The organism is Mycobacterium sp. 852002-40037_SCH5390672 (assembly GCF_001665875.1).
Classification (GTDB): Bacteria; Actinomycetota; Actinomycetes; order Mycobacteriales; family Mycobacteriaceae; genus Mycobacterium.
The window spans coordinates 141,333-164,455 of the sequence record NZ_LZTA01000008.1; the positions used below are offsets into that span (position 1 = coordinate 141,333).

General features: G+C 66.9%; 23 protein-coding genes. 2 read left to right on the forward strand and 21 right to left on the reverse strand.

Annotated elements, in window-relative coordinates:
- Nucleotides 1-39: 39 nt before the first annotated feature.
- From A5782_RS02625 to A5782_RS02715, 19 genes are all read right to left on the reverse strand, one after another.
- Nucleotides 40-1,164: an alkaline phosphatase family protein gene (locus A5782_RS02625; protein ID WP_067094691.1), complete on the reverse strand. Its 1,125-nt coding sequence runs from the start codon at nucleotides 1,162-1,164 to the stop codon at nucleotides 40-42.
- 21 nt (nucleotides 1,165-1,185) lie between these two features.
- Nucleotides 1,186-1,926: a DUF6390 family protein gene (locus A5782_RS02630; RefSeq protein ID WP_255360766.1), complete on the reverse strand. Its 741-nt coding sequence runs from the start codon at nucleotides 1,924-1,926 to the stop codon at nucleotides 1,186-1,188.
- Nucleotides 1,927-1,929: 3 nt separating this feature from the next.
- The gene (hypD, locus tag A5782_RS02635) at nucleotides 1,930-3,069 is read right to left on the reverse strand and encodes a hydrogenase formation protein HypD (protein ID WP_067094694.1); all 1,140 of its coding nucleotides are present in this window, start codon (nucleotides 3,067-3,069) and stop codon (nucleotides 1,930-1,932) included.
- A gap of 14 nt (nucleotides 3,070-3,083) precedes the next feature.
- The gene (locus A5782_RS02640; protein ID WP_067094697.1) at nucleotides 3,084-3,356 is read right to left on the reverse strand and encodes a HypC/HybG/HupF family hydrogenase formation chaperone; all 273 of its coding nucleotides are present in this window, start codon (nucleotides 3,354-3,356) and stop codon (nucleotides 3,084-3,086) included.
- A 74-nt stretch (nucleotides 3,357-3,430) separates the two neighbouring features.
- On the reverse strand, nucleotides 3,431-4,543 hold the full coding sequence (gene hypE, locus A5782_RS02645; protein WP_067094700.1) for a hydrogenase expression/formation protein HypE: 1,113 nt from the start codon (nucleotides 4,541-4,543) through the stop codon (nucleotides 3,431-3,433).
- Nucleotides 4,540-5,217, reverse strand: coding sequence for an SIS domain-containing protein (locus A5782_RS02650; RefSeq protein ID WP_067094703.1), 678 nt, complete (start codon nucleotides 5,215-5,217; stop codon nucleotides 4,540-4,542). The genes hypE and A5782_RS02650 overlap by 4 nt, the downstream gene beginning before the upstream one ends.
- On the reverse strand, nucleotides 5,214-5,954 hold the full coding sequence (locus A5782_RS02655) for a HypC/HybG/HupF family hydrogenase formation chaperone (protein WP_067094706.1): 741 nt from the start codon (nucleotides 5,952-5,954) through the stop codon (nucleotides 5,214-5,216). Before A5782_RS02655 ends, A5782_RS02650 begins: the two co-directional genes overlap by 4 nt.
- Nucleotides 5,951-8,320 carry a carbamoyltransferase HypF gene (gene hypF / locus A5782_RS02660; protein ID WP_067094814.1) on the reverse strand — a complete coding sequence of 790 codons (2,370 nt, stop codon included), beginning with the start codon at nucleotides 8,318-8,320 and terminating at the stop codon, nucleotides 5,951-5,953. The genes A5782_RS02655 and hypF overlap by 4 nt, the downstream gene beginning before the upstream one ends.
- Nucleotides 8,321-8,330: 10 nt before the next feature.
- A complete protein-coding gene (locus A5782_RS02665; RefSeq protein ID WP_067094709.1) occupies nucleotides 8,331-8,597 on the reverse strand; it encodes a HypC/HybG/HupF family hydrogenase formation chaperone in 267 nt (88 codons plus the stop codon).
- 3 nt (nucleotides 8,598-8,600) lie between these two features.
- Entirely contained in the window at nucleotides 8,601-9,092 is a 492-nt protein-coding gene (locus A5782_RS02670; RefSeq protein ID WP_067094714.1) for a hydrogenase maturation protease, read from the reverse strand.
- Between the two features lie 149 nt (nucleotides 9,093-9,241).
- Nucleotides 9,242-10,573 carry a hypothetical protein gene (locus A5782_RS02675; RefSeq protein WP_067094717.1) on the reverse strand — a complete coding sequence of 444 codons (1,332 nt, stop codon included), beginning with the start codon at nucleotides 10,571-10,573 and terminating at the stop codon, nucleotides 9,242-9,244.
- Nucleotides 10,570-11,214 (reverse strand): DUF6084 family protein, encoded by a 645-nt coding sequence (locus A5782_RS02680; protein ID WP_067094817.1) that lies wholly within the window; start codon nucleotides 11,212-11,214, stop codon nucleotides 10,570-10,572. Before A5782_RS02680 ends, A5782_RS02675 begins: the two co-directional genes overlap by 4 nt.
- A gap of 11 nt (nucleotides 11,215-11,225) precedes the next feature.
- Nucleotides 11,226-11,870, reverse strand: a complete 645-nt coding sequence (locus A5782_RS02685; RefSeq protein ID WP_067094720.1) for a DUF5947 family protein — start codon at nucleotides 11,868-11,870, stop codon at nucleotides 11,226-11,228.
- Complete coding sequence (locus A5782_RS02690) at nucleotides 11,867-12,799, reverse strand: NifU family protein (protein WP_067094723.1); 933 nt, start codon at nucleotides 12,797-12,799, stop codon at nucleotides 11,867-11,869. Before A5782_RS02690 ends, A5782_RS02685 begins: the two co-directional genes overlap by 4 nt.
- A gap of 3 nt (nucleotides 12,800-12,802) precedes the next feature.
- Nucleotides 12,803-14,602, reverse strand: a complete 1,800-nt coding sequence (locus A5782_RS02695) for a nickel-dependent hydrogenase large subunit (RefSeq protein ID WP_067094726.1) — start codon at nucleotides 14,600-14,602, stop codon at nucleotides 12,803-12,805.
- Nucleotides 14,603-14,705: 103 nt separating this feature from the next.
- Nucleotides 14,706-15,761: a hydrogenase expression protein HypE gene (locus tag A5782_RS02700; RefSeq protein WP_067094729.1), complete on the reverse strand. Its 1,056-nt coding sequence runs from the start codon at nucleotides 15,759-15,761 to the stop codon at nucleotides 14,706-14,708.
- A 266-nt stretch (nucleotides 15,762-16,027) separates the two neighbouring features.
- A complete protein-coding gene (gene hypB, locus A5782_RS02705; protein WP_067094732.1) occupies nucleotides 16,028-16,801 on the reverse strand; it encodes a hydrogenase nickel incorporation protein HypB in 774 nt (257 codons plus the stop codon).
- 12 nt (nucleotides 16,802-16,813) lie between these two features.
- Complete coding sequence (locus A5782_RS02710; RefSeq protein WP_067094735.1) at nucleotides 16,814-17,149, reverse strand: hydrogenase maturation nickel metallochaperone HypA; 336 nt, start codon at nucleotides 17,147-17,149, stop codon at nucleotides 16,814-16,816.
- Between the two features lie 102 nt (nucleotides 17,150-17,251).
- On the reverse strand, nucleotides 17,252-18,364 hold the full coding sequence (locus A5782_RS02715; RefSeq protein WP_067094738.1) for a HoxN/HupN/NixA family nickel/cobalt transporter: 1,113 nt from the start codon (nucleotides 18,362-18,364) through the stop codon (nucleotides 17,252-17,254).
- Nucleotides 18,365-18,522: 158 nt separating this feature from the next.
- Between A5782_RS02715 and A5782_RS02720 the strand changes: the two genes are divergently transcribed.
- Nucleotides 18,523-19,014, forward strand: a complete 492-nt coding sequence (locus A5782_RS02720; protein ID WP_067094740.1) for a Fur family transcriptional regulator — start codon at nucleotides 18,523-18,525, stop codon at nucleotides 19,012-19,014.
- A 2-nt stretch (nucleotides 19,015-19,016) separates the two neighbouring features.
- Here the strand turns inward: A5782_RS02720 and mtr are convergent, their stop codons facing one another.
- The gene (gene mtr, locus A5782_RS02725) at nucleotides 19,017-20,396 is read right to left on the reverse strand and encodes a mycothione reductase (RefSeq protein ID WP_067094743.1); all 1,380 of its coding nucleotides are present in this window, start codon (nucleotides 20,394-20,396) and stop codon (nucleotides 19,017-19,019) included.
- 4 nt (nucleotides 20,397-20,400) lie between these two features.
- Nucleotides 20,401-21,453 (reverse strand): alpha/beta hydrolase, encoded by a 1,053-nt coding sequence (locus A5782_RS02730; protein WP_067094823.1) that lies wholly within the window; start codon nucleotides 21,451-21,453, stop codon nucleotides 20,401-20,403.
- 192 nt (nucleotides 21,454-21,645) lie between these two features.
- Between A5782_RS02730 and mqo the strand changes: the two genes are divergently transcribed.
- The gene (gene mqo / locus A5782_RS02735; protein ID WP_067094820.1) at nucleotides 21,646-23,076 is read left to right on the forward strand and encodes a malate dehydrogenase (quinone); all 1,431 of its coding nucleotides are present in this window, start codon (nucleotides 21,646-21,648) and stop codon (nucleotides 23,074-23,076) included.
- Nucleotides 23,077-23,123: the final 47 nt, after the last annotated feature.

The window sequence follows — 23,123 nt, forward strand, 5'->3', positions numbered from 1 at the left end:
CCCGCAGGTGTATCACCGGCCACCGACAACCTGCGGGTGCTACGGCCCGAAAACGATGAGCGGAATTGCCATCTCCGCCGCGGTGGCTCCGCCGTGGAAGCCGACCAGACGAGCCGTCTCCGGCGGCTCATGCGCGCTGGCCAGCACCGCCGTGTCGCCAGAACAGATGACCACCACATCGCCGAGCCGCTCCAGATGTTGCTCGGCGACCGGCCCGAACATGCCGGTGGCCACCGCCTGCTCGCGGCGGTACACACTGGCCCGGCCGTCCAGCAGCTCGCCCCAAACGGCTTGCACGTCCGGCGCGGCGCCCGGCTCGGCATGCAGGTACCGCACCCGCGGCTCACCCGCCACCACCCGGATGCCCTCGCCCAGCCGCGGGTCGGTGTCGAGGTCGATACGCGTCTCGGGTGGCACATTGAGGCCGCCATGGTCGGCGGTCACCAGCAGCGCCGCGTTCGACGGCAGCCCGTCCAGCACGCGCGACAACAGTGCATCGACGTTCGCCGCCGCGGCATGCCATTGCGGTGAGCCGATACCGAACACATGGGCGGCGGTGTCGAGTTCGGCGGTGTAGCCGTACACCAGCCCGGGCGCCGCGCGCAGCTCATCGATCACCAGCCGCGCGTAGTCATCGCTGGGTTTGATCGGGTGGAATTCGGCGCCGCGGTACGCGGCTTCGGTCAGTCCGCTGCCGAGGAAGAGCGCCGGCAGCAAGGCGCGAGCGCTGATGCCGGCCGCCTTGAGCCGCTCGAACCAGGTCGGCAGCGGCTGCCACACGGCGGGGGGCGGGTCATCGCGCCACCGGACGTGGTTGAGCACCCGATCGGTGCCGGGCACCCGCAGCGTGAAGCCCAGAATCCCGTGCTCGCCGGGCGGTGCGCCGGTGCCCAGCGACACCAGGCTGGTCGGCGTGGTCGACGGGAAGGTGCAGTCCAGTTGGGTCAGCCGCCCCGTGCCGCTGGTCAGCACCGAGGCGAGCAGGGGCGCACTGCCGGCCAGCTGCGGAAGCAGATGCCATCCCAGCCCGTCGACGAGCACCACCAGCACCCGGTCGATCCGCTCGGTGCCGATGCAGTCCGTCACCGCCAGCTTGTCGACGGCGTCCCGGACTCCTAGCAGGGCGGCCGCGGCGGGAAGGACGTCGCAGAGAGAACCGAGCACCGGGCCAGTCTGGCGTCGAAACTAGGTGCGCGCCAGTCGGTGGCCGGTCACCAGCAGCTGCCGGTTCGTGCTGTCGGTCAGCGCACAAAGCTGGGCCGGCGACAGCCGGCCGCACAACCGGCCCCAGTGCACCGCCACCACATCGCCGACGGCCACATCGGGCACCGCGCTGTACCCGTCGGCCCACACCTCGAGCACCCGCGCCGACGGCTTCGACAGCGTCAGCGCCTGACCGTCCCAGGCCAGTCTCCGGCACAACACCTCGACACGGTCTCCATCGCGGGAAAGCACTGTCCCAGAGGTGATTCGGCAGTTATCCAGCACACTCAGCGGCTGCTCAACCACACCGCGGCCCAAAAAGCGCGTCCACGGATATACCCCGAACACGTGGAAGCAGTGATTGCCGGCGGCCTCGCACGCCAGGTCCGGCGTGAGATGTGACCAGTAACGGCCCGCCTGCGGGCCGATGATCGCCAACAAGGCGTCGAAGAACTTCCGGGACTCCAGCTTCGCCGCCACACCGCCGCCGAGCCAATACGATTCGACCAGCCGGTAATCCAGCGGGTCAGCGATCCCGGTCAACTCCGACAGGACCCGCAGATACGGCCACGCCCCGGAAAATCCGGTCGCCGCCCTACGCACGTCGGCGACCGATCCGTCCCGCAGGGTCGCACCCAGCGGCGGACCGCAATAGCCGAGCGCGTTGGGCGCGTAGGCGTAGCGGGCGAACATCTCCGCGCCGCGGGCATCCGGATCGGCCAAAAATCACCCCCGCCCGGACTGGCCCACCAGCTTGACCGCGTCCCGGTGCATGCGGCCGAAGTTGTAGTAGGCCGCACACGCCCCTTCCGGTGAGACCATGCACGTCCCGATCGGGGTCTCGGGAGTGCAAGCGGTGCCGAAAACCTTGCATTCCCAAGGCTTGAGCACACCCTTGAGCACCTCGCCGCACTGACAGGCCTTCGGGTCGGCGACCCGCACGCCGGGCATCGCGAACCGCAGCTCGGCGTCGAATTCGGCGAAGTCGTCGTGCAGCCGCAGGGCGCTTTGGGAGATGAAACCCAGCCCGCGCCATTCGAAGTGCGGACGCAGCGCAAACACCTTGCCCATCAGCGCCAGTGCCGCGGGGTTGCCGTGCTCGGGTACCACGCGCTTGTATTGGTTCTCCACCTCGCAGCGGCCCTCGCGGATCTGGCGCAGCAGCATCGCGACGGAGGCCAGGATGTCCAGCGGCTCGAAACCGGCCACCACCAACGGCTTTCGATACACCTCGGGAACGAACCGGTAGGGCCGGTTGCCCACCACGGTGGACACGTGCCCGGGGCCGATGAAACCCGACAGCCGCAGGTCCGGTGACTCCAGGATGGCCCTGATGGGCGGCACGATCGTGACGTGGTTGCAGAACACGCTGAAGTTGGGCAGGCCCAGCTCGCGCGCCCGCATGCACGTCACCGCGGTCGACGGCGCGGTCGTCTCGAAACCGATGGCGAAGAACACCACCTGCTTGTCAGGGTTGTCGACCGCGATCTTCAACGCATCCAGCGGCGAATAGACGAAGCGCACGTCGGCTCCGCGGGCCTTGGCGTCCAGCAGGCTGCCGTGCGAGCCGGGCACCCGCATCATGTCCCCGAAGCAGGTGAAGATCACGTCGGGCTGGCCCGCCAGCCACATCGCGTCGTCGATGCGTCCCATCGGGATCACGCAAACCGGGCAGCCCGGGCCGTGCACCAGCTCGACGTTGTCGGGCAGCAGGTGTTCGATGCCGTGCCGGTAGATGGTGTGCGTGTGCCCGCCGCACACCTCCATGAACTTGAACTCCTCACCGCCGGTCCCGGCCAGATGCTCGATGGCCACCAGCAGCTTGCGCGCCGCGGCCGGGTCGCGGAATTCGTCAACGAATTTCATTGCCGCTCCTAGGGTCAGATAATGGCCGACGAGTCGAAGGCTTGCATTTCGACTGCGTAGGTGTCGCCGAGTTTTTTGATGGCGGCCAAGGTCAGCAGCGCCTCGGTTTCGTCGATCTTGGCCATCGCGAACCCGACGTGCACCAGCACCCAGTCGTCCGGTGCGGGCATGTCGTTTTCCAGCAGCCGCACGCTGATGGTCCGCTGCACGCCGCTGACGTCCACCTTCGCCAAACAATTGGCAGCATCGGTGATTTCGACGATCCGGCCCGGAATTCCCAGACACATGAGAGTTATCTCCCCTCTCTCCTCGTGGCCACCCGCTGCGCCCGGCTCCGCCGTGCTCGCGATCGCCACGTCTTCTAACAGATTCGCGGTAACGGATCCCCGACGAGCATGTCGACGATCCGGGTGCCGCCGAAGCCGGTGCGCAGCACGACGGCTTCGGCGGGTTCGGTGACGATTTCCCCGACCTCGGCCGCCTCGGCGCCCAATGGATGTGAGCGCAGCGCGTCCAGCCCGGCCTGGGCCTCCTGTGGCGCGACGACGGCGACGAACTTGCCCTCGTTGGCGACATACAGCGGATCGATGCCGAGCAGCTCGCAGGCGCCATTGACCATGGGCGCCACCGGGAGCCGCGCCTCTTCGAGCAGTACCCCGAGGCCGCAGGCCTGGGCCAACTCGTTGCACACGGTGCCGACTCCGCCGCGCGTCGCATCACGCATCCATCGGGTGGACGGGGCGGCCGCCATCAACAGCTCCACCAACGGGCTCACCGACGCGGTGTCGGAGGCGATGTCGGCCTCGATGGCCAGATCGCCCCTGGCGAGCATCACCGCCATGCCGTGGTCACCCATCGACCCCGACAACAGCACCTTGTCTCCGGCACGCACCGACTGCGCCGACAGCACCCGGCCCGCCGGGATGACACCGGTTCCGGCGGTGGTGATGAACAGTCCGTCGGCCGCGCCCCTGGGTACCACCTTGGTGTCGCCGGTGACGATCTGCACGCCGGCGGCCGTGGCCGCCGCGGCCATGTCGGCGACGATCTCCTTCAATTCGGCGATCGGGAAACCCTCTTCGAGCACGAATGCCGCCGAGATCCAGGACGGGACGGCGCCGGCCACCGCCAGGTCGTTGCAGGTGCCGTGGATGGCGAGTTCACCGATGGACCCCCCGGGGAACCGGCGGGGCTGCACCACAAACGAATCCGTCGACATCGCCACCCGCTCGCCGCTGGGCAAGGCCAGGACGGCGCCGTCGCCCAGCGACTCGAGCAGCGGGTTACGAAACGCCTCCACGAACACGGCGTCCACCAGTGCCGCGGACGCCTTGCCGCCGGCCCCGTGCGCCAGGGTCACATGGTCATCGAGCAGCCGGGGGCGCCGCCGCCGGAACGACTCGATCCGCTCGATCACGTCGCCTTCGCCGAACCGCGGTCCCGACGAAAGGTATTCACCCGCCGGCTTGTTCATGCGGCCCCCAACCCTTCTTGGTCGGCTCCGAGGCATTCGTGGACGGCCGACCACAACTGGTAACCCAGCAGCGCTTGCGATTCCTGAATCCGGTGCACGCTTTGCGAACGAACGACGAAGCAGGCGTCCACATTTCGGTTGTTCACAAAGGCGCCGCCGTCATAGCCGCCGAAACCGATGGTGTACAGGCCGCGCTGGCGTGCCTCGGCCAGTGCGGTCAGCAGGTTGGGTGAATTCCCACTGGTCGACATCGCGATCGCGATGTCGCCCTCCTTCGCGCGGGCGATCAGTTGCCGGGCGAACACGAGCTCGAATCCGACGTCGTTGCCCAGTGCGGTCAGGATCGCCTGATCGGCGGTCAACGACCACGCCGGCAGGGGCTTGCCGAGCGGTGGCCGCGCGAACAACCTCGCCAGCGTGGTGCAGTCGGTGCAGCTGCCGCCGTTGCCGAAGGTGAACATCCGTCCACCGGCGACGAATCGGCGCGCCAGCTCGGAGGCGGCCGTCGCCAGCAGGTCGGCGTTGGCCTCCAGCGTGGAACGCCGCAACGCCAGGCTTTCGGACGCTTTGGCTTGGGCGGACGCGGCCAGGTCGGCGAGCAAGGCCGACGGGTCGTCTTCCTCGGCGTCGATGAACGGGTACAAGAAGTTGGTGGGTTCGTCGCTGGGGCTCATGAAACCCCTCCTCGCTCTTCCTCGTCGTCGATGCGGCTGATCGCCGTGCCGGCATGCACCAGCAGCAGCTCGCCGGACACCACCGGATCGACGAGTGTGGTGATCACGTCCTCGATTCCCCGGGCGGTGCGGACCCTTGCCTGACCGTCGACCGAAGCGCTCACCACTTCGCCCAGCCGACCTTCATCGCTACACGTCACACAGACGGTGTCGTCGTCCTCGCAACGTGCGGGTTTCAGCAATCCGGAGTGCTCGAAACACACGTGGGTCAGTTCCCACAGCAGGTGGTAGAACAGCACGAACCCACCCGTGGCGGGGACGCGCGGATCGGGATCATCGAGCCAGAGCACGTGATCGGCCATGGCGGCCGGGGGCGCGTCGCCGCTGCCGATCCAGATCGTGGTGGCGCCCCAGGCCGGGCCGCGGCGCATCACCGAGCGCACTTGCGGGTCGTCCGCGCCGGAGATCGCGACGACGATGTCGCCGGGCCGCACCGATACCCGCACCAGATCCACCAGATCGGGTCCGGTCAGCGCCACCGCCGGCAGGGCCCGCTTGCCCATGATCACCGGATGCACGAATTCGACCGCGATGTGCAGCGCATGGGGCTCCCACGACGGTGCGATGGACCACATGGTGGCGCCCGCGGCGAATCGCTTGGCCAGCGTCAGTGCGGTGGCAGCGAGGTCTTCGGCCAGTTCGGCGCTCAGCCCGCGATCGATGGCGGTGGTGATCATCGCGTCATCGCCTCCTCCTGTGCGATCAGCACCGACACCGCGGCCTGACCCAGGGCCAGCCCGCCGTCGTTGGGCGGCACGGTGCGATGGGTGAGGACCTCAAATCCGTTCTGCTGCAGCCGGGTACGGCAGGCCCGCAGTAACAGCACGTTCTGGAACACCCCGCCGGTGAGGCCCACCAGTGCAGTGCCGGCCGCCACCTGGGTGACCACCTCGGTGACGGCAACGGCGACGGCCTGGTGAAACGCCGCGGCGAGCAACGCCGGTGATGTCCCGGCGTACAGCGCCGCGACCATGGTCTGCACCATCGGGGCCGGATCGATCACCCCGTCGTGGCGCACCGTCAGCGGCAACGACGGCTGCGTGCACGTCACATCGGCCGACTGCGCCAGCGCCTCGAGCTCGATCGCCGCTTGCCCCTCGTAGTCGATGCGGTGCCGCACCCCGAGCAGGGAGGCCACGGCGTCGAACAGCCGACCCATGCTCGAACACGGCACGCAGCCCGTCCCGGTCTCCAATTGCGAACGGGTGAGCCGCAGTTCGTCGAGGGTCGCTGCGGCGACCGGCGCCAGGTCGGGAGTCCAGTCGATGTCGGCCGTCCACAGCTGGGACAGGGCCATCCGCCATGGATTACGCACCGCGGCGTCGCCGCCGGGCAGCGGCATTGCCAACAGGTGTCCGGCCCGAACGAAACGGTGGCTTCGGGTTCCGAGGGACAGGATCTCACCGCCCCAGATCGTCTCGTCACAGCCGTAACCGGTGCCGTCGAAGGAGACCCCGACCATGGGTTCGCCGAGGCGCCCGTGTTCGGCCAGCAGCGACACCACGTGGGCGTGGTGGTGCTGCACCAGGTCCAGCGGGCGCTCGTCCGCGTGGCGCTCGGCCCAGCTTCGGGTGTGATAGCCGGGATGCAGGTCTGCGGCCAAACGGACCGGCCTGCCACGGATTTCGCTGAGCTGGGCCACCGCGCGCTCGAACGCGCGCAGCGTCTCCCAGGTCGCCATGTCACCGATGTGGCCGGACAGGTAGGCCCGGCTGCCGTCGGTGAGGCAGAAGGTGTTCTTCAATTCCCCGCCCACGGCCAGCACGGCGGGTGCCTCGAGCTTCAAATCGACCGGCAGCGGCGCGTAACCGCGGGACCGCCGTATCGGCAGCTCCTGGGCGCCTTCCTCGTCGTGGACGACGCGCACCACCGAGTCGTCACAGGGCACATGGATTGGCCGGTCATGGTCGAGGACCGCGTCGCACAGCCCCGGAAGTCGTTGCACGGCATCGTCATCGGTGAAGCAGATGGGCTCGTCGGAACGGTTGGCGCTGGTGAGCACCAGCGCGTCGGGCACCGGTGCGGCGCTGCCCGGCACCGGTGCCAGCAGCAGGTGATGAATGGGGGAGTACGGCAGCATCAGCCCCAGCAGCGGGCTGCCGGGGGCGACGCCCTCGGCGACCCGCGCGCCGGGACGCCGCCGCAGCAACACGATCGGACGGGCCGGACCGGACAGCACCGCGGCCTCGCTGTCGTCGACGTAGGCGTAGCGGCGCGCCACGTCGAGATCGCGGACCAGCATGGCAAACGGCTTGGCGCCACGAGCTTTGCGTGCCCGCAATGCGGCGACCGCCGTGGCGTCGTCGACGGCGCAGGCCAGGTGATAACCGCCGATTCCCTTGATGGCCACCACGGCACCGGATGCCAGCGCGATCTGGGTGGCGGTCAGGGCCGCATCCGAGCCGCTCACCTTGCCGGCCGACGATGTGAACCACAGCGTCGGCCCGCAGTCCGGGCAGGCGATCGGCTGGGCGTGGAATCGGCGATCCGCGGGGTCGTGGTATTCGGCGGCGCAGCGCGCACACATGGTGAACGCCGACATTGTGGTGGCCGGCCGGTCATACGGCAGTTCTGTGATGATGGTGAACCGCGGCCCGCAGTTGGTGCAGGTCACGAACGGATGCCGGTAGCGGCGGTCGAGCGGGTCGAACAGTTCGGCGATGCAGTCCTCGCACACCGCGATGTCGGGCGGGATCGGGGTGGTCGTGCCGGAGACTAATTGGCTTGGCACAATTCGGAATTGGGGTGCGCATGCGGGTTCGACCGTGACGTCGACGATGCGGACGTCGGCGATCCGCGCCAGCGGCGGCGCCTCGGCGCGCAGCCGGTGCCCGAACTCCGCCACCCGGGCGGACGGGCCCTGCACCTCGAGGAAGACCGCACCGGAGTTGTTGCCGACGAATCCGGTCAGACCCAGCTCTGTCGCGATCCGATGCACGAACGGACGGAAGCCGACCCCCTGGACCACGCCGGTCACCATGACGTGCTGCCGCACTGGGGTGTCGGACGCGCCGGGCCGCAGCCGCACCGGGGCTTCAACCATGTCGGTCATGTCAACCGGCCTCCGGGCGCAGTGCCGTACCGGTGCGGCCCCGGCCCATCAGTTCCAACCCGGCCATGGCCTGTTCGGCCCCGGCCTGATCCGTCTTCTCGACGACGAAGCCCATGTGAATGATCACCCAGTCACCGGGCGCGAACGTCTCATCCGGCAACATGCCGACGTTGACCTTGCGCTGTTCGCCGGTGACGTTGACCAGTGCGAGCTGTCCCTCGAAACCGTCCAGCATTCCGATGACCTGCCCCGGTATGCCCAAACACATGGCTCAGCACCCCTCTTCGGCTGCCGAAGGTGCGTGCAACGCGGCCACGATCTCTTCCACGGCCCGCGCCGCCCGGGGAACGGCCTGTGCGACCGGTTCGGTCAGGCCGATGCCCTCCTGGACGCTGCCCGCCTCACAACCGACGACCACGGTGTAGGGCGGATGGCCGCCCAGCGCCCGCAGGCTGGCGAAGACCGCGGCCGGATCCATGCTGTGACCGTCCAGGCCGTTCGTCTCGGGCGACGAAGCGTGGTCGGCCTGAAAGACGTGCAATGTGCCGGGACGGCCCTGGCTGGGCACGGCGTCGACCAGAACCAGCGTGTCCCACTCCTCGAGTAGGTCATAGGCCAGGTGCATGCCCCTGATTCCGTAGTCGATGACCTGAACGGTCGGATCGTCTTGGGGCAGTTCGGCATTGCGGACCACTTCCGAGCCGAAGCCGTCGTCTCCGAGGAAGATGTTGCCTATCCCGGCTACCAGGATGCGCGATGTCATGGTGGAACCCGCGTCGGCTACATCCGCCTCAGCTTGAGATAGCGGCGGGCGTCCGGCACGGATATCACGCCGAGTGCCAAGGCGACCGCGACCGCCAGCGCGACGATGGCGATGAAGATCCAACCTAGGATTTCCATGGTGAACTCCTTTCAGGGGTTTGAGCTGTGCTGCGACTGCAGCGGCTCGACTTCGTCGGGGGAGAAGTACAGGTAGCGGCCGTACCAGTCGTGCAGTTCTGCGGCCGGGTCCTCATCGACGACGACGCCGACGTGCTTGTTGCCCTCGACGTCCTCGTGCACCGACGTGACGCGGGCGATCTTGCCGGCGACGAAGATGTCCTGGGCGTCGGCGTTGCGCCGCGGCCGCAGCCGGACCTTGCTACCCCGGGCTATCCGGATGCCGTTCACCAGCACCGCGTCGATCTCGGGGCGTACGGCGTTGTCGGCCAGTGGATCCCACCAATCCACCCCGTCGGGGATCTCCGGTACCAGGCCGGCGGAAGCATTGAGCCCGTGCGGATCGCGTAGCACGCCGTGCAGCCGCGCCATGGCCTCGGGCGACATGGCGTCACATTCGTCGATGATCCGTGCGGCCCGCGGATCGGTTGCCCTCGCTTGTGCCTTCTCGTCGTCCGTCATGGTCATCACGCGCAGGGTGAGGATCTCGTCGATCTCCGTGCAGTCGTACAGGGCGGTGTCGCTCTGGTCGGCGACCTCGGGGTGGTCGTAGAGGATGATCGGTGAGATCAGCAGCACGTCGTCGGTGCCCGGCGGGCCGGCCAGCACCGGGAAGCAGCGATGCTGGGCGCACCGGGATACCGCATCGGTCGCGGTCTGCGGCGGCTCGAGCAGCGAGACGAACCGGCCGCCAAGCACTTCGGCGACGAGGTGTGTTCCGATCATGGATCGCGCGATGGCGTCCACCTTGTCGCGTGCGGGCGCGCCGATGTTGACCACCCGCACCGAGACCCGCCGCAGGTCGCCCTCGGACTCGCTGGTGACCGTCAGCACGCCCCGTATCTCGCGTCGTTCGCGAACCAGCCTGCCGTCGTCGAGGACTTCGATGTCGGTTTCCGCGTCGGCCGTCACCGGTAGCGACCAGGGTTGATCGTCGAACGCAAGGGGCCCGAAAGACATTTCGCATTCCACCGCTTCGTCCCAGGTCAGCCACGACCCGGCCCGGGTCCGCAGCTCGTCGACGGCCTCGAAATTGCCGTCACCGGTGTCCCGTTCGACCCGCCGGTGCTGCAACTGCAGGAAGCGCACCACCAGCGTCAGGGCTCGGGCACCGTCGACCAGGAATTCTGCGGAAAGGGTGTCGTCTTCACCCAGGCCGGCATCGGCCGCGCCGCACGGACCCAAAACACCGAACTGCCAACGTGATTGGTTCTTGCTCGACGTTCCCCGATACGGGTAGAGGAGATAGCCTTCGTAGAGCACCGCATCGGCAACGGCGCGGGCCCGATCCCAGCTCGATGTCATCGCGTCACCTCGTGATCGACGGCGGTGTCCAGCAACGAGGTGACCGCGTGGTCGAAGTCGAGCATTCCGTGGGCCGACTTGTAACCGGCCAGCGCCGCGACGGTCTCGTGGCTCAGCCGAACCCATCCGCTGTTGGGATAGTGCTGTGCGACCAGATCACGCCAGACCGTGACCGGCATCGCGTAACTGTCCTCGCAGTCCCAGGACACCTGCTGGACCGAGAACCCGCGCTCGGAGTTGACGAAAATCGTTCCGCTGAAAAGAAACTGTAGTGGCACCGTCCCATCGCGCAGCGCGTGCAGATACTTGGCGGCGGCGACCTCGAAGTCGTAGGTGCAATCCAGGGACAGGTTCGCGGTCGTGTGACCGGTGAACCCGGGCACCATCGCGGTGCAATGCTGCCACAGGAAGGTGCGCTGGGTGTTCGCCCAGCGTTCGCGGGCGCCGAACAAGTCCGTCAGCCCCGCCGCCTCGTCATCGGAGTAGGAGCGGCGCAGCGGCTCGATGCGGACCTGGCACCGCAGGGCGATGGCATGCACCGGGTCGTCGCCGCCGGCGGTGACGCCGACGCGTGCGGTAAGTACCGGGCTGACGCTGTACGGTTCGGCCATCACATCCAGGACCGCGAAGCTCACAGTCATCGGCGGGCCGTTCATCGCGGTGTCTTTACGGCGCGGGCGGCAAGCCGGTCGAAGAAGCCGTCGATGAATTCGCGGGCCTGCTGGCCGCCGTCGAAGCCGCGCCACAACACGCGCAAGCGTCCGACGAATTCGTAGCATGCATCGATCGGGACCAGATAGGTTTGGGGCTCTGATAATTCGCCATCCTGGGCGCCATCGGCGACCCGCACGAGCAGCGCCTCCACATCGTCGGTCAGCAGGCTCACCCGCGGGTCGGTGCCGCGGATGGTCTCCCAGACCTCCATGTCCAGCTCGGATTCGCATGCCCCGGCGGGTCCCGGGTAGAAGGCGACGGTGTGCCCCAGGGCGGAGTTGGTGAAGAAGAAGGCGACCCCGACCGGGATCTGCAGTGCCTCCCACACCAGGCGATCCAGCGCGAAATCGGGAAACGACAGATACCGGTCCGGCACCGCGCGGTACCGCAGGTCGGCTGCCGAGTCGGTGAACAGCAGATAACAGGCGCGGCAGACGCACATGAGTTGGCGGCCAGCCACATTGACCACGTGCTGATGCTCATCGGCGATCGACTCCGCGCACATCTCACAGCGCTCGCCCGCCGGCTCGGGGGTGCGCCGGTCGCTCCTGATGCGGCTCAGGACCTCGAACGGGCTACTCATGCCCGCGCGCCCATCACGTCGGGCCGCAACGCCAGCGAAAGCAGGCCGTCGCGGGTCAGCAGCGGAATCGGATCGAGGTGGTCCGCCGACCCACCGGCTGGGCCGGCGCCCGCATGGACGACGTCGAAATCCGTCCCACAGCCCGCGCAGCACAGCATTTGGCCGTGCAGTTGCGAACCCGCGAGCGAGTCGTCACACACCGGGCAGTGATCCCGGTAAACGAACGTCTGGTCACCGACCCGGCAGGCCAGCACGGTCACCCCGTCGATCACGTAACCCGCGACTTCGCCGGGCGCCAACTCGGCCAGCTCGGGGGCCGGGTGCCAGGTGGTCGGCCCCGGACCGTCCGAATGCAGGTGCGCCAGTAGCGATTCGGCGGGAATGACGCTCGCCGGAGTGGTTGTGCCCGCGGCGGTCACCACCTCGATCGAGGAGATCTCCGGTGCCGCCGCGCGAACCGCATCCTGCACGGCCAGCTCCAGCGTCACCGCCGACGACGGGCAGCTCTTACAGCTGCCTGCGAAAGCCAGCCGCACGGTGAATTCTTCCGGGCGTCCGCCCGGAACGACCTCGAGCAGGTCGACGTCTCCACCGTGCGAACCCAGGTAGGGCCGCACCCGATCCAGCGCGTCGGAGACCCTGCGGTGCACGCTGTGCGGATGCAGGCCGTGCACCAGGAGCAGGCTGGCCACCAGGTCGTCGGTGGCCAGCCGCTCGACCAGCCCCCCGTCCGGTCCGGGATCGCCGGCCATCCGCATGATCCGCTCCAGCCCGGCGCCGTAAAGCCCGACTATTTCGCGAACCAGTTGCTGCGCACGGTCATACGCGGCGGTCCCACCTGCTGCGCAGGAATCCAGCAGTGTCTGGATCCGATCGCCCGCTGTGCGCCACTGCGTGTCGGTCTCGGGGTTACCCGGGCGATCCGCCATGTGTCACTCCCCGACGGGTGACTGGGTTGGCGTGTGCAGTCTGTCCAGGGACTTGCCCTTCCCCAGGTACATGTGCACGCCACACGGCAGGCATGGGTCGAAGCTGCGCACCGTGCGCATGACGTCGATTCCCTTGAAGTTGTCCCGGCCGTTCTCCTCGAAGATCGGCTGCCCCTGCACCGCATCCTCGTACGGACCCGGTGTGCCATAACTGTCGCGCGGACTCGCGTTCCACGGGGTCGGCGGGTACGGGTGATAGTTGGCGATCTTGCCGTCCCGGATCACCATGTGGTGGCTGAGCACACCGCGCACCGCCTCGGTGAAGCCGCAGCCGATGGCCTCGTCGGGAACGGTGAACTTCTCCCACGTCTTGGTTCGTCCCGCGCGGATTTCCCCCAATGCCTTCTCGGCGAAGTGCAGCGCGCACGCCGCCGCGTAGGCCTGGAAGTAGGTGCGGGCCCGGTCGCGTTCGATCGTGTTGCTGCCGTACGTGGGGATCTTCCATTCCAGTTCGACGGGTCCCTTCAGGACCGTCTTGGGCAGGTTGATCTTGACGCTGCTGCCGGTCGCCTTGACGTAGCCGATGTCGACCAGGCCGGCCAGGGCGGTCGCCCACAGCCGGGCCAGCGGACCACCGCCGGTGTCCAGGGCCAGGTTATCCTTGCCGTCGAACCAGCGTGGCGACATCACCCAGGTGTATTTACCGCCCTCCATGTCCCGCTTCTGCGGGTGCGGGTTGGTGTGCTGGTTCCATGGGTGACGCCGGTCCACCGCGTTGCCCAGCGGATCGGTCTTGACGAACATCTCCTGATCGGTCCAATCGTCGTAATACGAACTGCCCAACAGGATCCGGATGCCGAGGTTGATGTCCACCAGCGAGTGGGTGACCAGCTTGCCGTCGACCACCACGCCCGGGGTGACGAACATCGCGTTACCCCAACGTTCCATGTCCTTGTATTCGAAGTTGCACACCTCGGGGTCCTGGAAGGAACCCCAGCAGCCGAGCAGGGTGCGGCGCAGCCCGACCTTCTCGTAACCGGGCAGCGCCTCGTAGAAAAAGTCGAACAGGTCGTCGTGCATGGGCACGACCTTCTTCATGAACTCGACGTAGCGCATCAAGCGCGTCATGTAGTCGGTCATCAGCTGGATGGTCGCCACGGTGCCGACCCCGCCGGGATACAGGGTGGAGGGGTGCACGTGGCGGCCCTCCATGAGGCAGAACATTTCCCGCGTCGTCCGGCTCACTTGCAGTGCTTCACGGTAGAACTCGCCGCTGAACGGGTTGAGCGAGCGCATGATGTCCGCGATCGTCTTGTACCCGTGGGCGTCTGCGTGCGGGGCCGGTGTCTTCTCGGCCAGCGAGAGCACACTCGGGTTGGTCTCGGCGACCATCTTCTCGCAGAAGTCCACGCCGACCAGGTTCTCCTGAAAGATGTTGTGGTCGAACATATATTCCGCGGCCTCGCCGAGGTTGACGATCCACTCACCCAGATGCGGCGGCTTGACCCCGTAGGCCATGTTCTGCGCGTAGCACGAACAGGTGGCGTGGTTGTCGCCGCAGATGCCGCAGATGCGACTGGTGATGAAGTGGGCGTCGCGGGGATCCTTGCCCTTCATGAAGATCGAGTAGCCACGAAAGATCGACGAGGTGCTGTGACACTCGACGACTTCTCGGTTCTCGAAGTCAATTTTGGTGTAGATGCCCAGGCTGCCCACGATCCGGGTGATGGGATCCCAGGCCATATCGACCAGTTGGCCGGGCTTCCGCTCGGCGTGGGTGGGTTCAGGAACGATGGTTGTCATTGCGCTACTTCTTCCCGCTTTGGCTGCTGTCACCGTTGGCTGATGCGGCGACGGCTCTTCGGCTACGAATTTGAGAAAGAAGCACGCCGACCCGGTAGGAGACCTACCAGGTGCGGCGCGCTCCAGTGGTGAGTTGGTCGCCGTTGTGGCGCCACCGCGGCTCTTTGTCGACGGTGCGTTCCGTGATACCCCTCAGACTGCGAATCACGGCTCCGTACAAACCCGACGCGGTGCTCGACAACTTGCCGCCCGGTGGCTCGTCCATGAATGGCATGAACTTGTCCGGGAACCCCGGCATCGTGCAGCCAATGCAGATGCCGCCGACGTTGGGGCAACCCCCGACGCCGTTGATCCACCCGCGCTTGGGCACATTGCATTTGACAACAGGTCCCCAACAGCCAAGCTTCACAATGCATTTCGGCGATCCGTACTCGGTTGCGAAGTCGCCCTGCTCGTAGTAGCCGGCTCGATCGCAACCCTCGTGCACGGTCTTGCCGAACAACCACTGAGGGCGCAGCGCATCGTCGAGCGGGATCATCGGCGCCTGACCCGTCGCCATGTAGAGCAGGTACGTCAGCGTCTCCGACAGGTTGTCCGGCTGGATCGGGCAGCCGGGCACGCACACGATCGGAATGCCCGCCTTGCTCTTCCAATCCCAGCCGAGGTAATCCGGCACGCCCATCGCGCCCGTCGGGTTACCGGCCATCGCGTGGATTCCCCCGTAGGTGGCGCAGGTCCCGACCGCCACGATGGCGGTGGCCTTGGGCGCCAACCGGTCGAGCCACTCGCTGGTGGTCATCGGCTGCCCGGTGGCCGGGTCATTGCCGAAGCCGCACCAGTAGCCCTCGTCCTTGATCTTCTCGTTCGGGATGGATCCTTCGACAACGAGCACAAAGGGTTCCAACTCCCCGCGGTCGGCTTTGAAGAACCACTCCAGGAAGTCGTCCGCGCCTCCGTTGGGTCCGCATTCGAAGTCGATCAGGGGCCAGTGCACGGCGACCTGGGGGAGCCCCGGCAGGGCCCCCAAGGCGATCTCCTCGACACTGGGCTGGGTGGCAGCAGTCAACGCCACCGAATCACCGTCACAACTAAGGCCCGCGTTGATCCATAGAACATGGATCAATGTTTGTTCTGCCTTGACTGCTGCTTCCGTTGGCATGCTGCAGCTTTCCGGAGCCGGGCTGGGGCTCCTGCGCCGCCGGAGTCGACCATCGGCCCACTTGCGCAGCGCTATTTTTTGGGTCTACTCCCGCTATCGTGCGTTGTCAACGGTTCGACATTACTCATTAGTAGGCACATGTTGCATAGCAACGAAAAGTCATGTCGCGCCTGGGTGATTCGTCGCTTCCGGCTAACCGTCCCGGGGCGGTCATCCTGCGAACGTTTCGCAGGAGCGTTGACCGAGCAGCGCTCGGGCCAGTGCCGTCAGGCGCCGTCTGTGGCGAAGCGCCGCAGCCAGCCGAACCACGCGGCCATACCATCGCCGGTGCGGGCGCTGACCGGCAAGATCGTCGCTGCCGCATTGACTTTGCGAACATGGGCGATGTACGTGTCGACGTCCACGTCAAGGTGGGGCACCAAGTCGATCTTGTTGAGCAGCACCACGTCCACCGACCGGAACATCACCGGATACTTCAGCGGCTTGTCCTCGCCCTCGGTCACCGAATAGACCATGGCCTTGGCGTGCTCGCCGACGTCGAATTCCGCCGGACAGACCAGATTGCCGACGTTCTCGATGACCACCAGGTCCAGCGCGGCGAGGTCGAGGCCGGGCAGCGCGCGGTTGACCATGGGAGCGTCGAGGTGGCATTCGCCGCCAAACCCGTTGCTGGTGTTGAGCAGTGATACCTGGGCGCCGCGGCCGCTGAGCTTGGCCGCGTCCAGGTCCGTGGCGATATCACCCTCGATCACCCCGATTGCCAGTTCGCCGGCGAGTTCGTCGAGGGTTGCCTGCAAGATGGTGGTCTTGCCCGATCCCGGAGAGCTCATCAGGTTGAGGGTGCGCACCCCGTTGCTCTCGAACGCCGCCCGGTTGGCGTCGGCTGACAGGTCGTTCTCGGCGAAGATCGCCTCCAGCACGTCGATGCGCTGACTGCCGGTCTGATAGCGGCTGTGGTCGCCGTGATCGTGGTCGTGCGGAAGGTGATCGTGGGAGTGGGCGTGCACGGTCCCGTCGTCGTGCCGATGAAATCTACCCATTGTCAACGCCTTTCACGACACATCCAATGATGTCACCAAGAATTCGTTGCCGCGCAGCACCTCGACGTCGGAACTGTCGCACCGCGGACACCAGATCGACCACGGCGAGGTGATCTCGGATTGCCCGGCGCATGCACGACACTTGACTTCTGCGCTGACGCATTCGAGTTCAAGTTCGGCATCCGGCATGTCCTCGGCATCGCGGACCAGTGTCCAGCAGAAGGACAGCGACTCCGGCACCACCTGACGAAGCGCGCCGACCCGCACCCGCACCACGTCGACGTGGCGGCCGTCGGCATGATTCTTGACGACACCGGCGATCGCTTCGCACAGCGACAGCTCGTGCACCGCCGGTCACCGCCGATCCGAGAGCTGGGCGCAAGCCAAGGAGCCCATGAGCACTGTTCTACACCCGAACGGCGGTTTGTGGTCAGCCTCTTGGCGGTCGGCTCACGAGGTCCACTTCTCTTCGATGCGTCCGTAGCGCCAGACGAGCAGGGCCACCGCCCACGTGATGACGAACATGGCGACGACGGCGAAGCCGATCGCGTTGAGGTCCAACGCGCCGATCCAGCTCCAGAACGCGCCCCGCCAACCGAACTGGTCGGCGAACAGGACGAGCAGTTCGACGCTGCCGATCAGCAGGGCGACCGCCACCGATAGCGCGGTGATGGTGATGTTGTAGTAGATCTTGCGCACCGGGTTGGAAAAGGCCCAGCCGTAGGCGAAATTCATGAACGAGCCGTCGATGGTGTCCAGCAGGCACATGCCGGCGGTGAACAGCACCGGCAGGCACATGATGGCGTACCAGGGCAGCCCGGCCGCGGCGCTGGTGCCGGCCAGCACCAGTAGCGCGATCTCGGTAGCGGTGTCGAAACCCAGCCCGAACAACAACCCGACGGGATAGCAGTGCCAGGACTTGGTGATCGACTTGGTGAAGCGGCCGAGCAACCGGTTCATCAGTCCGCGACCGTCCAGTTGCCGCTCCAATTCGGCCGCGTCGGTGTCGGGATCGTATTCGCCCCGGCGCAATCGCGCGAAGACTCGCAGGATGCCGACCAGAACGATGATATTGAGCAGGGCGACCGCGTACAGGAACACACCCGAGACGCTGGTGCCGATCAACCCGGTGTAGTGGTGCAGCGTCGACGAGTCGTCTTCGACCGGGCCGACGACCGTCTTCACGCCGCAGGCCAGCAGCAGCGCCAATCCGAAGACCACCGTGGAGTGGCCCAGGGAGAAAAAGAAGCCCACGGCCAGCGGGCGCTGGCGAGAGTTCATCAGCTTGCGGGTGGTGTTGTCGATCGCGGCGATATGGTCGGCGTCAAAGGCGTGCCGCATGCCCAGGGTATAGGCCGTCACTCCGATGCCGACGCCAAAAGCTTTGCCGCCCAAGCTGTATTGCGCCGGCGCCACGAAGAGCACCATGGTGAACCAGCCGAGCAGATGCAGCGCGGCGATCACCGTCAGCATCGCTGCCACTCGCCACCACTCCGCCGGCGTCAGGGCGCCGAGAAGCCTGGTCGTCCATGACGGCCGCCAGTCGATCTCGGTGCTGGCCACTGGGGTCCTTCCGGCGCGCGTCCTTGCGGTATGGGCAAAGAACAACCGGCACGACTGTAAGTTCCTCAACTTGCCAGATGCAAGTGAGTTGCAGGAATCGCGGGCCGCGATCGCGCCGAACACTGGCGATCCCGCCGCTTGGGGGCGACACTGAACCGGTGACGCCTAAGCCGTCGGTACTGGATGCGTCGGTCACCGAGAGGATCGGCGACTTCCTGCGCGCCCGGGGCCTGCGGCGGATGACCTCGCGGATCCAGGTGCTGGCGGTGCTGGAGCCCGTCAGCGGTCACCTGCCGGTCGCCGAGATCTACAAACGGATGCGGGAGTGTCTGCCGCCAGACACCCATGCGCCCGACGTGGCGACCGTCTACCGCACGGTTACCACCCTGGTCGATCAGGGCGTGCTGCACGCGTTGACGCTCGACGGCGGTGTGACGACCTACGGGCTGGCTACCGCGCCGCACCATCACGCGGTATGTACGAAGTGCGGCACCATCATCGAGGTGCCCGCCCGGCAGCTGAGTTCGGCGCTCGAGCACGCGATGGCGGGCAGTTCCTTCGCGCTGTCGGAGGCGGCCGGGCTGACGTTGCACGGTCTGTGCCCGCAGTGCCAGGACGAGCGGCCCGCCGCGCGGCCGCGCCGGCACTGAGGTCAGGCCAGACCCAGTAGCGCGTTCTCCACCACCTCGGGCGGCGCCGGATGGATCCAGTACTGACCACGGGCCATCTGCGGCGCGGTGAGCCCGAAGCTCATCGCCTGGATCAACGGCTGGATGATCGACGAAGCCTGAGGTCCCATGATGTGCGCGCCCAGCAGGCGTCCGGTGCCGTGTTCGGCGATGAGCTTGACGATCCCGGTGGTGTCCTCCGACGCCCAGCCGTAGGCGACGTCACCGTAGTCCTGGATCTTCACCGAGACCTTGAAACCCTCTGCAATGGCCTGGTTTTCGGTCAACCCGACGTAGGCGATCTGGGGATCGGTGAACACCGCCGAGGGCACATAGCGGTGGTCGGTGACGGCCATCGCCTCGGTGTCGTCCCAGTCGCAGAAGAGATTGTGCTGCACGACGCGAGCCTCGTGATTGGCCACGTGCTTGAGCTGATACGGAGACGAGACGTCGCCGAGGGCGAAAACGCCGCGCGCCGTGGTCCTCTGGTACTGGTCGACGGCCACGACGCCGTCTTCGACCGTGACGCCGGCCTGCTCGAGGTCGAGCTGATCGGCGTTGGAGACCCGGCCGGTCGCCACCAGCAGCGCGTTGGCGTGCACGGTGCGACCGTCGTCGAGTTGCACCGCAACGCCCGAACCCTGGTTCTCGGCGCCCACAACATTGCGGTGGGTGTGCAGTTCCCATTTGCTCGACGCGATACGAGTGAAGCGCTCGCCGAGGATGTCGTCGCAATGCCGCAGCAGTGTGGAGCCCCGAATCACCAGGGTGACGCGCGAACCCAGCGAGGAAAAGATATGGGCGAATTCGGCCGCCACGAAGCCACCCCCAACGATCACCAGATGCTCTGGCAGTTCGGGGATTCGCATGATCGTGTCGCTGGTGTAGTACCGGGCGCCGCATTCGAAAATCGCCGGGGGAACCACGGCCCGTGCCCCCGCGGCGATCACTACCTGATCGGCGGTGAACTCGTCGCCGGCATCGGTGCGCAGCAGGTAGCGGCCGTCGGCCTGAACCGCACCAAAACTGGTGTGCTGCTTGTACACATCGATGTTGGGCGCGGCGCTGCGATAATCCTCACCGCCGACCCCGATCGGATCGATGCGCCCGAAGACCCGCGAGACGATGTCGTCCCAGCGCACCCGGTCGATGCGTGCGTCGATACCGAAGCGCGCCGCATCCCGGATCGTCTGGGCGACCTCGGCGGCGTAGACGAACATCTTGGTCGGGATGCACCCGACGTTCAGGCAGGTGCCGCCGAAGGTACCCTGTTCGCAGATCGCCACCCGCTTTTCGGCGAAGCGGTCATCGAGAACGCTGTTGCCCGAACCGGTTCCGATGATCGCGACGTCGTAAGTCTCCAAGCCGTCACCCCTTTCGCAGCGATGCCGAGACGTCATTGTCGGCGCGCAGGTAGCCGTCCAGCCAGAGATCCAGTTCCCGATAGGCGACTTCGCGCGGCCCCCGCAACGACAAGAACACGTCGTGTTTGGCGTCCGCCACCGGAACGACGGTGCTGCGGTTGCCGACACAGCCGGCCCAGCGGGCGATCTGGGTGACGTCGAGAACCGCGTCGCCGCACTGCATGGACACCGAATCGGTGCTTTCCTGCACGCTGTGATCCGATCGCAGGATCAGGTTCGGCACGCCGACGTCGAGACCGCGATGCAGGCGGGCCTGCCCGCGGCGGACGGCGTGCAGCCAACCGAAGGTGATCGGGAAGCCGCCAACGGGTTTCCACTGCAGGTTGTACTCGAATTCCCCGCCATAGTCGCGGTGCAAGCTGGTTCCGTAGCCGCCCTCACTCGGCGACCGGGCCACGCCCTTGGCGCGCACCCGAGACAGGCCGGCGATCAGCGTCACGATCACGGAATGCCGCAGGACGGGTGGGCCGGGCAGCTCCAGAAACGGGCTGTTGAGCACCAGGCCGCCAACGGCGGCGTGGGCGGTCGGGTTTCGCCGGCGCAATCGGTCCAGCCACAACGACGCGATCAGCCCGCCCGCCGAATGCGCGTACACCAGGACCTTCGCCCGATGGCCGGGCTGGCCCGGCGCCGCATCTTCGGCAATGGCGGCCAGCGCCTGATCGAGTTCGGTCTCGTAATTGGTGAGGTCGGTGATGAAGTGCGGTGTCTGGCCGTCGCGCCGCGACCGGCCGCACTTGTGAAGGTCCAGCGCGTAGAACGTAAGGCCGCGAGCCGCGAAATGATCGGCCAGTTCGGTGTGGAAGAAGTAGTCGGTATAGCCGTGCACCGCCAGCACCGCATTTCCGAAGGCCGCCGTCTCGCGCCCCGACTGTTCCGGCTCGGGTCCGCGCCGTATCAGGGTCGCGACGATCTCGCCCTCACCGGCCGGATCGGAGCCGAGCGCGATGGTGCGCTGCCAATAACCGGGGAGGACATCGGGTACCCAGCCGCTCACTTCGCCGGTCACCCTGCCAGTCACGAGGCCAGCTTAGAGCTTTTGCTGGGCACGGGGCGCCGCACGTCGTTCATGGCCACTTTGCCTCGGGATAGCCTGGGGATCGGCCCAGTCGAGGGAAGGACCAGCAAGCCGGTGTCATCGCTAGCCAGAACCACGCGGACGGACGTCGTGCTGGTGGGCGCGGGCATCATGAGTGCGACGCTGGGCGCGTTGCTGCGCCGGCTGCAACCGGACTGGTCGATGACCTTCGTGGAGCGGCTCGATGCCGTCGCCGCCGAGAGCAGCAGCCCGTGGAACAACGCCGGCACCGGGCATTCGGCGCTGTGCGAGTTGAACTACACGCCGCAGCGCGCCGACGGCTCCATCGACATCAGCAAAGCGGTGCGCATCAACGAGCAATTCCAGGTGACCCGCCAGTTCTGGGCCTACGCCGTCGAGACCGGGATCCTGACCGATCGGGGCTTCCTCACCGCGATCCCGCATGCGAGCTTCGTGCGGGGGGCGCAGCGCGTCGACTATCTGCGGCGACGGCAACGGGCCTTGGCGCCCAACCCGCTGTTCGCCGGCATCGAATTGATCGACGACGCGCAAGAGTTCGCCCGCCGATTACCGTTCATGGCGGCCAAACGGGACTTCTCCGAACCCACGGCGCTCAACTGGGCCGCCCACGGCACCGACGTCGACTTCGGCGCCCTGTCGCGACAACTCGTCGGGTTCAGCCTGCGCAGCGGCGCGACCGGCCTGTTCGGCCACGAGGTCCGCAGCCTGTCCCGCCAGTCCGACGGCAGCTGGACGCTGCTGATCCGCAACCGTCGCACCGGCGAAAAGCGCCGTCTGAACGCCAAATTCGTCTTTGTCGGGGCCGGCGGTGACGCGCTGCCGCTGTTGCAGAAGTCCGGCATCGACGAGGTCAAAGGTTTCGCGGGATTCCCGATCGGCGGCCGGTTCCTGCGCGCCGACAACCCGGCGCTCACCGCCGCGCACCGGGCCAAGGTATACGGGGTGCCCGCACCGGGCGCCCCGCCGCTGGGCGCGCTGCATCTAGACCTGCGCTACGTCAACGGCAAGCCGTGGCTGGTGTTCGGCCCGTACGCCGGCTGGTCGCCGAAGTTCTTGAAACATGGGCACTTCACCGATCTGCCCCGCTCGGTGAAGCCGGACAACCTGGCCTCACTGCTCGGTGTCGGCATCACGCAGCTGACGCTGCTGCGATACCTGATCGGCCAGCTGCGGTTGTCCGGACCGGGCCGGCTTCGCATGCTGCGCGAATTCGCCCCCACCGCAGTGGATTCGGACTGGGAGCTGACGGTGGCCGGTCAGCGTGTGCAGGTGATCCGGCGGGACAAACGCAGGGGCGGGGTGCTCGATTTCGACACCACCGTCGTGGGCTCCGCCGACGGAAGCATCGCGGGGCTGCTCGGCGGCTCTCCCGGAGCGTCGACGGCGGTGCCCATCATGCTCGGCGTGCTGGAACGATGCTTTGCCGGCCGGTTTCCCTCGTGGCTGCCGGCGCTCAAAGAGATGGTTCCATCGCTGGGGGCGACGCTGTCGGATGAGCCGGCGCTGTACGACGAAGTATTTTCCTGGGGAACGAAAACGCTGGGATTGGGCGTGTCATGACCCGCGCCGACCACGATGCAGAGCGAAGCGATGAGGAGGAGCGCCGC

Excerpts from the sequence above, each read along its gene's own strand:
- hypD (WP_067094694.1), bottom strand. The coding sequence starts at position 3,069 with ATGAAATTCGTTGACGAATTCCGCGACCCGGCCGCGGCGCGCAAGCTG.
- A5782_RS02655 (WP_067094706.1), bottom strand. The coding sequence starts at position 5,954 with ATGATCACCACCGCCATCGATCGCGGGCTGAGCGCCGAACTGGCCGAA.
- A5782_RS02680 (WP_067094817.1), bottom strand. The coding sequence starts at position 11,214 with ATGACTGTGAGCTTCGCGGTCCTGGATGTGATGGCCGAACCGTACAGC.
- hypB (WP_067094732.1), bottom strand. The coding sequence starts at position 16,801 with ATGGGTAGATTTCATCGGCACGACGACGGGACCGTGCACGCCCACTCC.
- hypE (WP_067094700.1), bottom strand. The coding sequence starts at position 4,543 with ATGAACAAGCCGGCGGGTGAATACCTTTCGTCGGGACCGCGGTTCGGC.
- A5782_RS02695 (WP_067094726.1), bottom strand. The coding sequence starts at position 14,602 with ATGACAACCATCGTTCCTGAACCCACCCACGCCGAGCGGAAGCCCGGC.
- A5782_RS02665 (WP_067094709.1), bottom strand. The coding sequence starts at position 8,597 with ATGTGTTTGGGCATACCGGGGCAGGTCATCGGAATGCTGGACGGTTTC.
- A5782_RS02640 (WP_067094697.1), bottom strand. The coding sequence starts at position 3,356 with ATGTGTCTGGGAATTCCGGGCCGGATCGTCGAAATCACCGATGCTGCC.
- A5782_RS02690 (WP_067094723.1), bottom strand. The coding sequence starts at position 12,799 with ATGGCGGATCGCCCGGGTAACCCCGAGACCGACACGCAGTGGCGCACA.
- A5782_RS02685 (WP_067094720.1), bottom strand. The coding sequence starts at position 11,870 with ATGAGTAGCCCGTTCGAGGTCCTGAGCCGCATCAGGAGCGACCGGCGC.
- A5782_RS02650 (WP_067094703.1), bottom strand. The coding sequence starts at position 5,217 with ATGAGCCCCAGCGACGAACCCACCAACTTCTTGTACCCGTTCATCGAC.
- mqo (WP_067094820.1), top strand. The coding sequence starts at position 21,646 with ATGAGTGCGACGCTGGGCGCGTTGCTGCGCCGGCTGCAACCGGACTGG.
- A5782_RS02670 (WP_067094714.1), bottom strand. The coding sequence starts at position 9,092 with ATGACATCGCGCATCCTGGTAGCCGGGATAGGCAACATCTTCCTCGGA.
- hypF (WP_067094814.1), bottom strand. The coding sequence starts at position 8,320 with ATGGTTGAAGCCCCGGTGCGGCTGCGGCCCGGCGCGTCCGACACCCCA.
- A5782_RS02700 (WP_067094729.1), bottom strand. The coding sequence starts at position 15,761 with ATGCCAACGGAAGCAGCAGTCAAGGCAGAACAAACATTGATCCATGTT.
- A5782_RS02675 (WP_067094717.1), bottom strand. The coding sequence starts at position 10,573 with ATGACATCGAGCTGGGATCGGGCCCGCGCCGTTGCCGATGCGGTGCTC.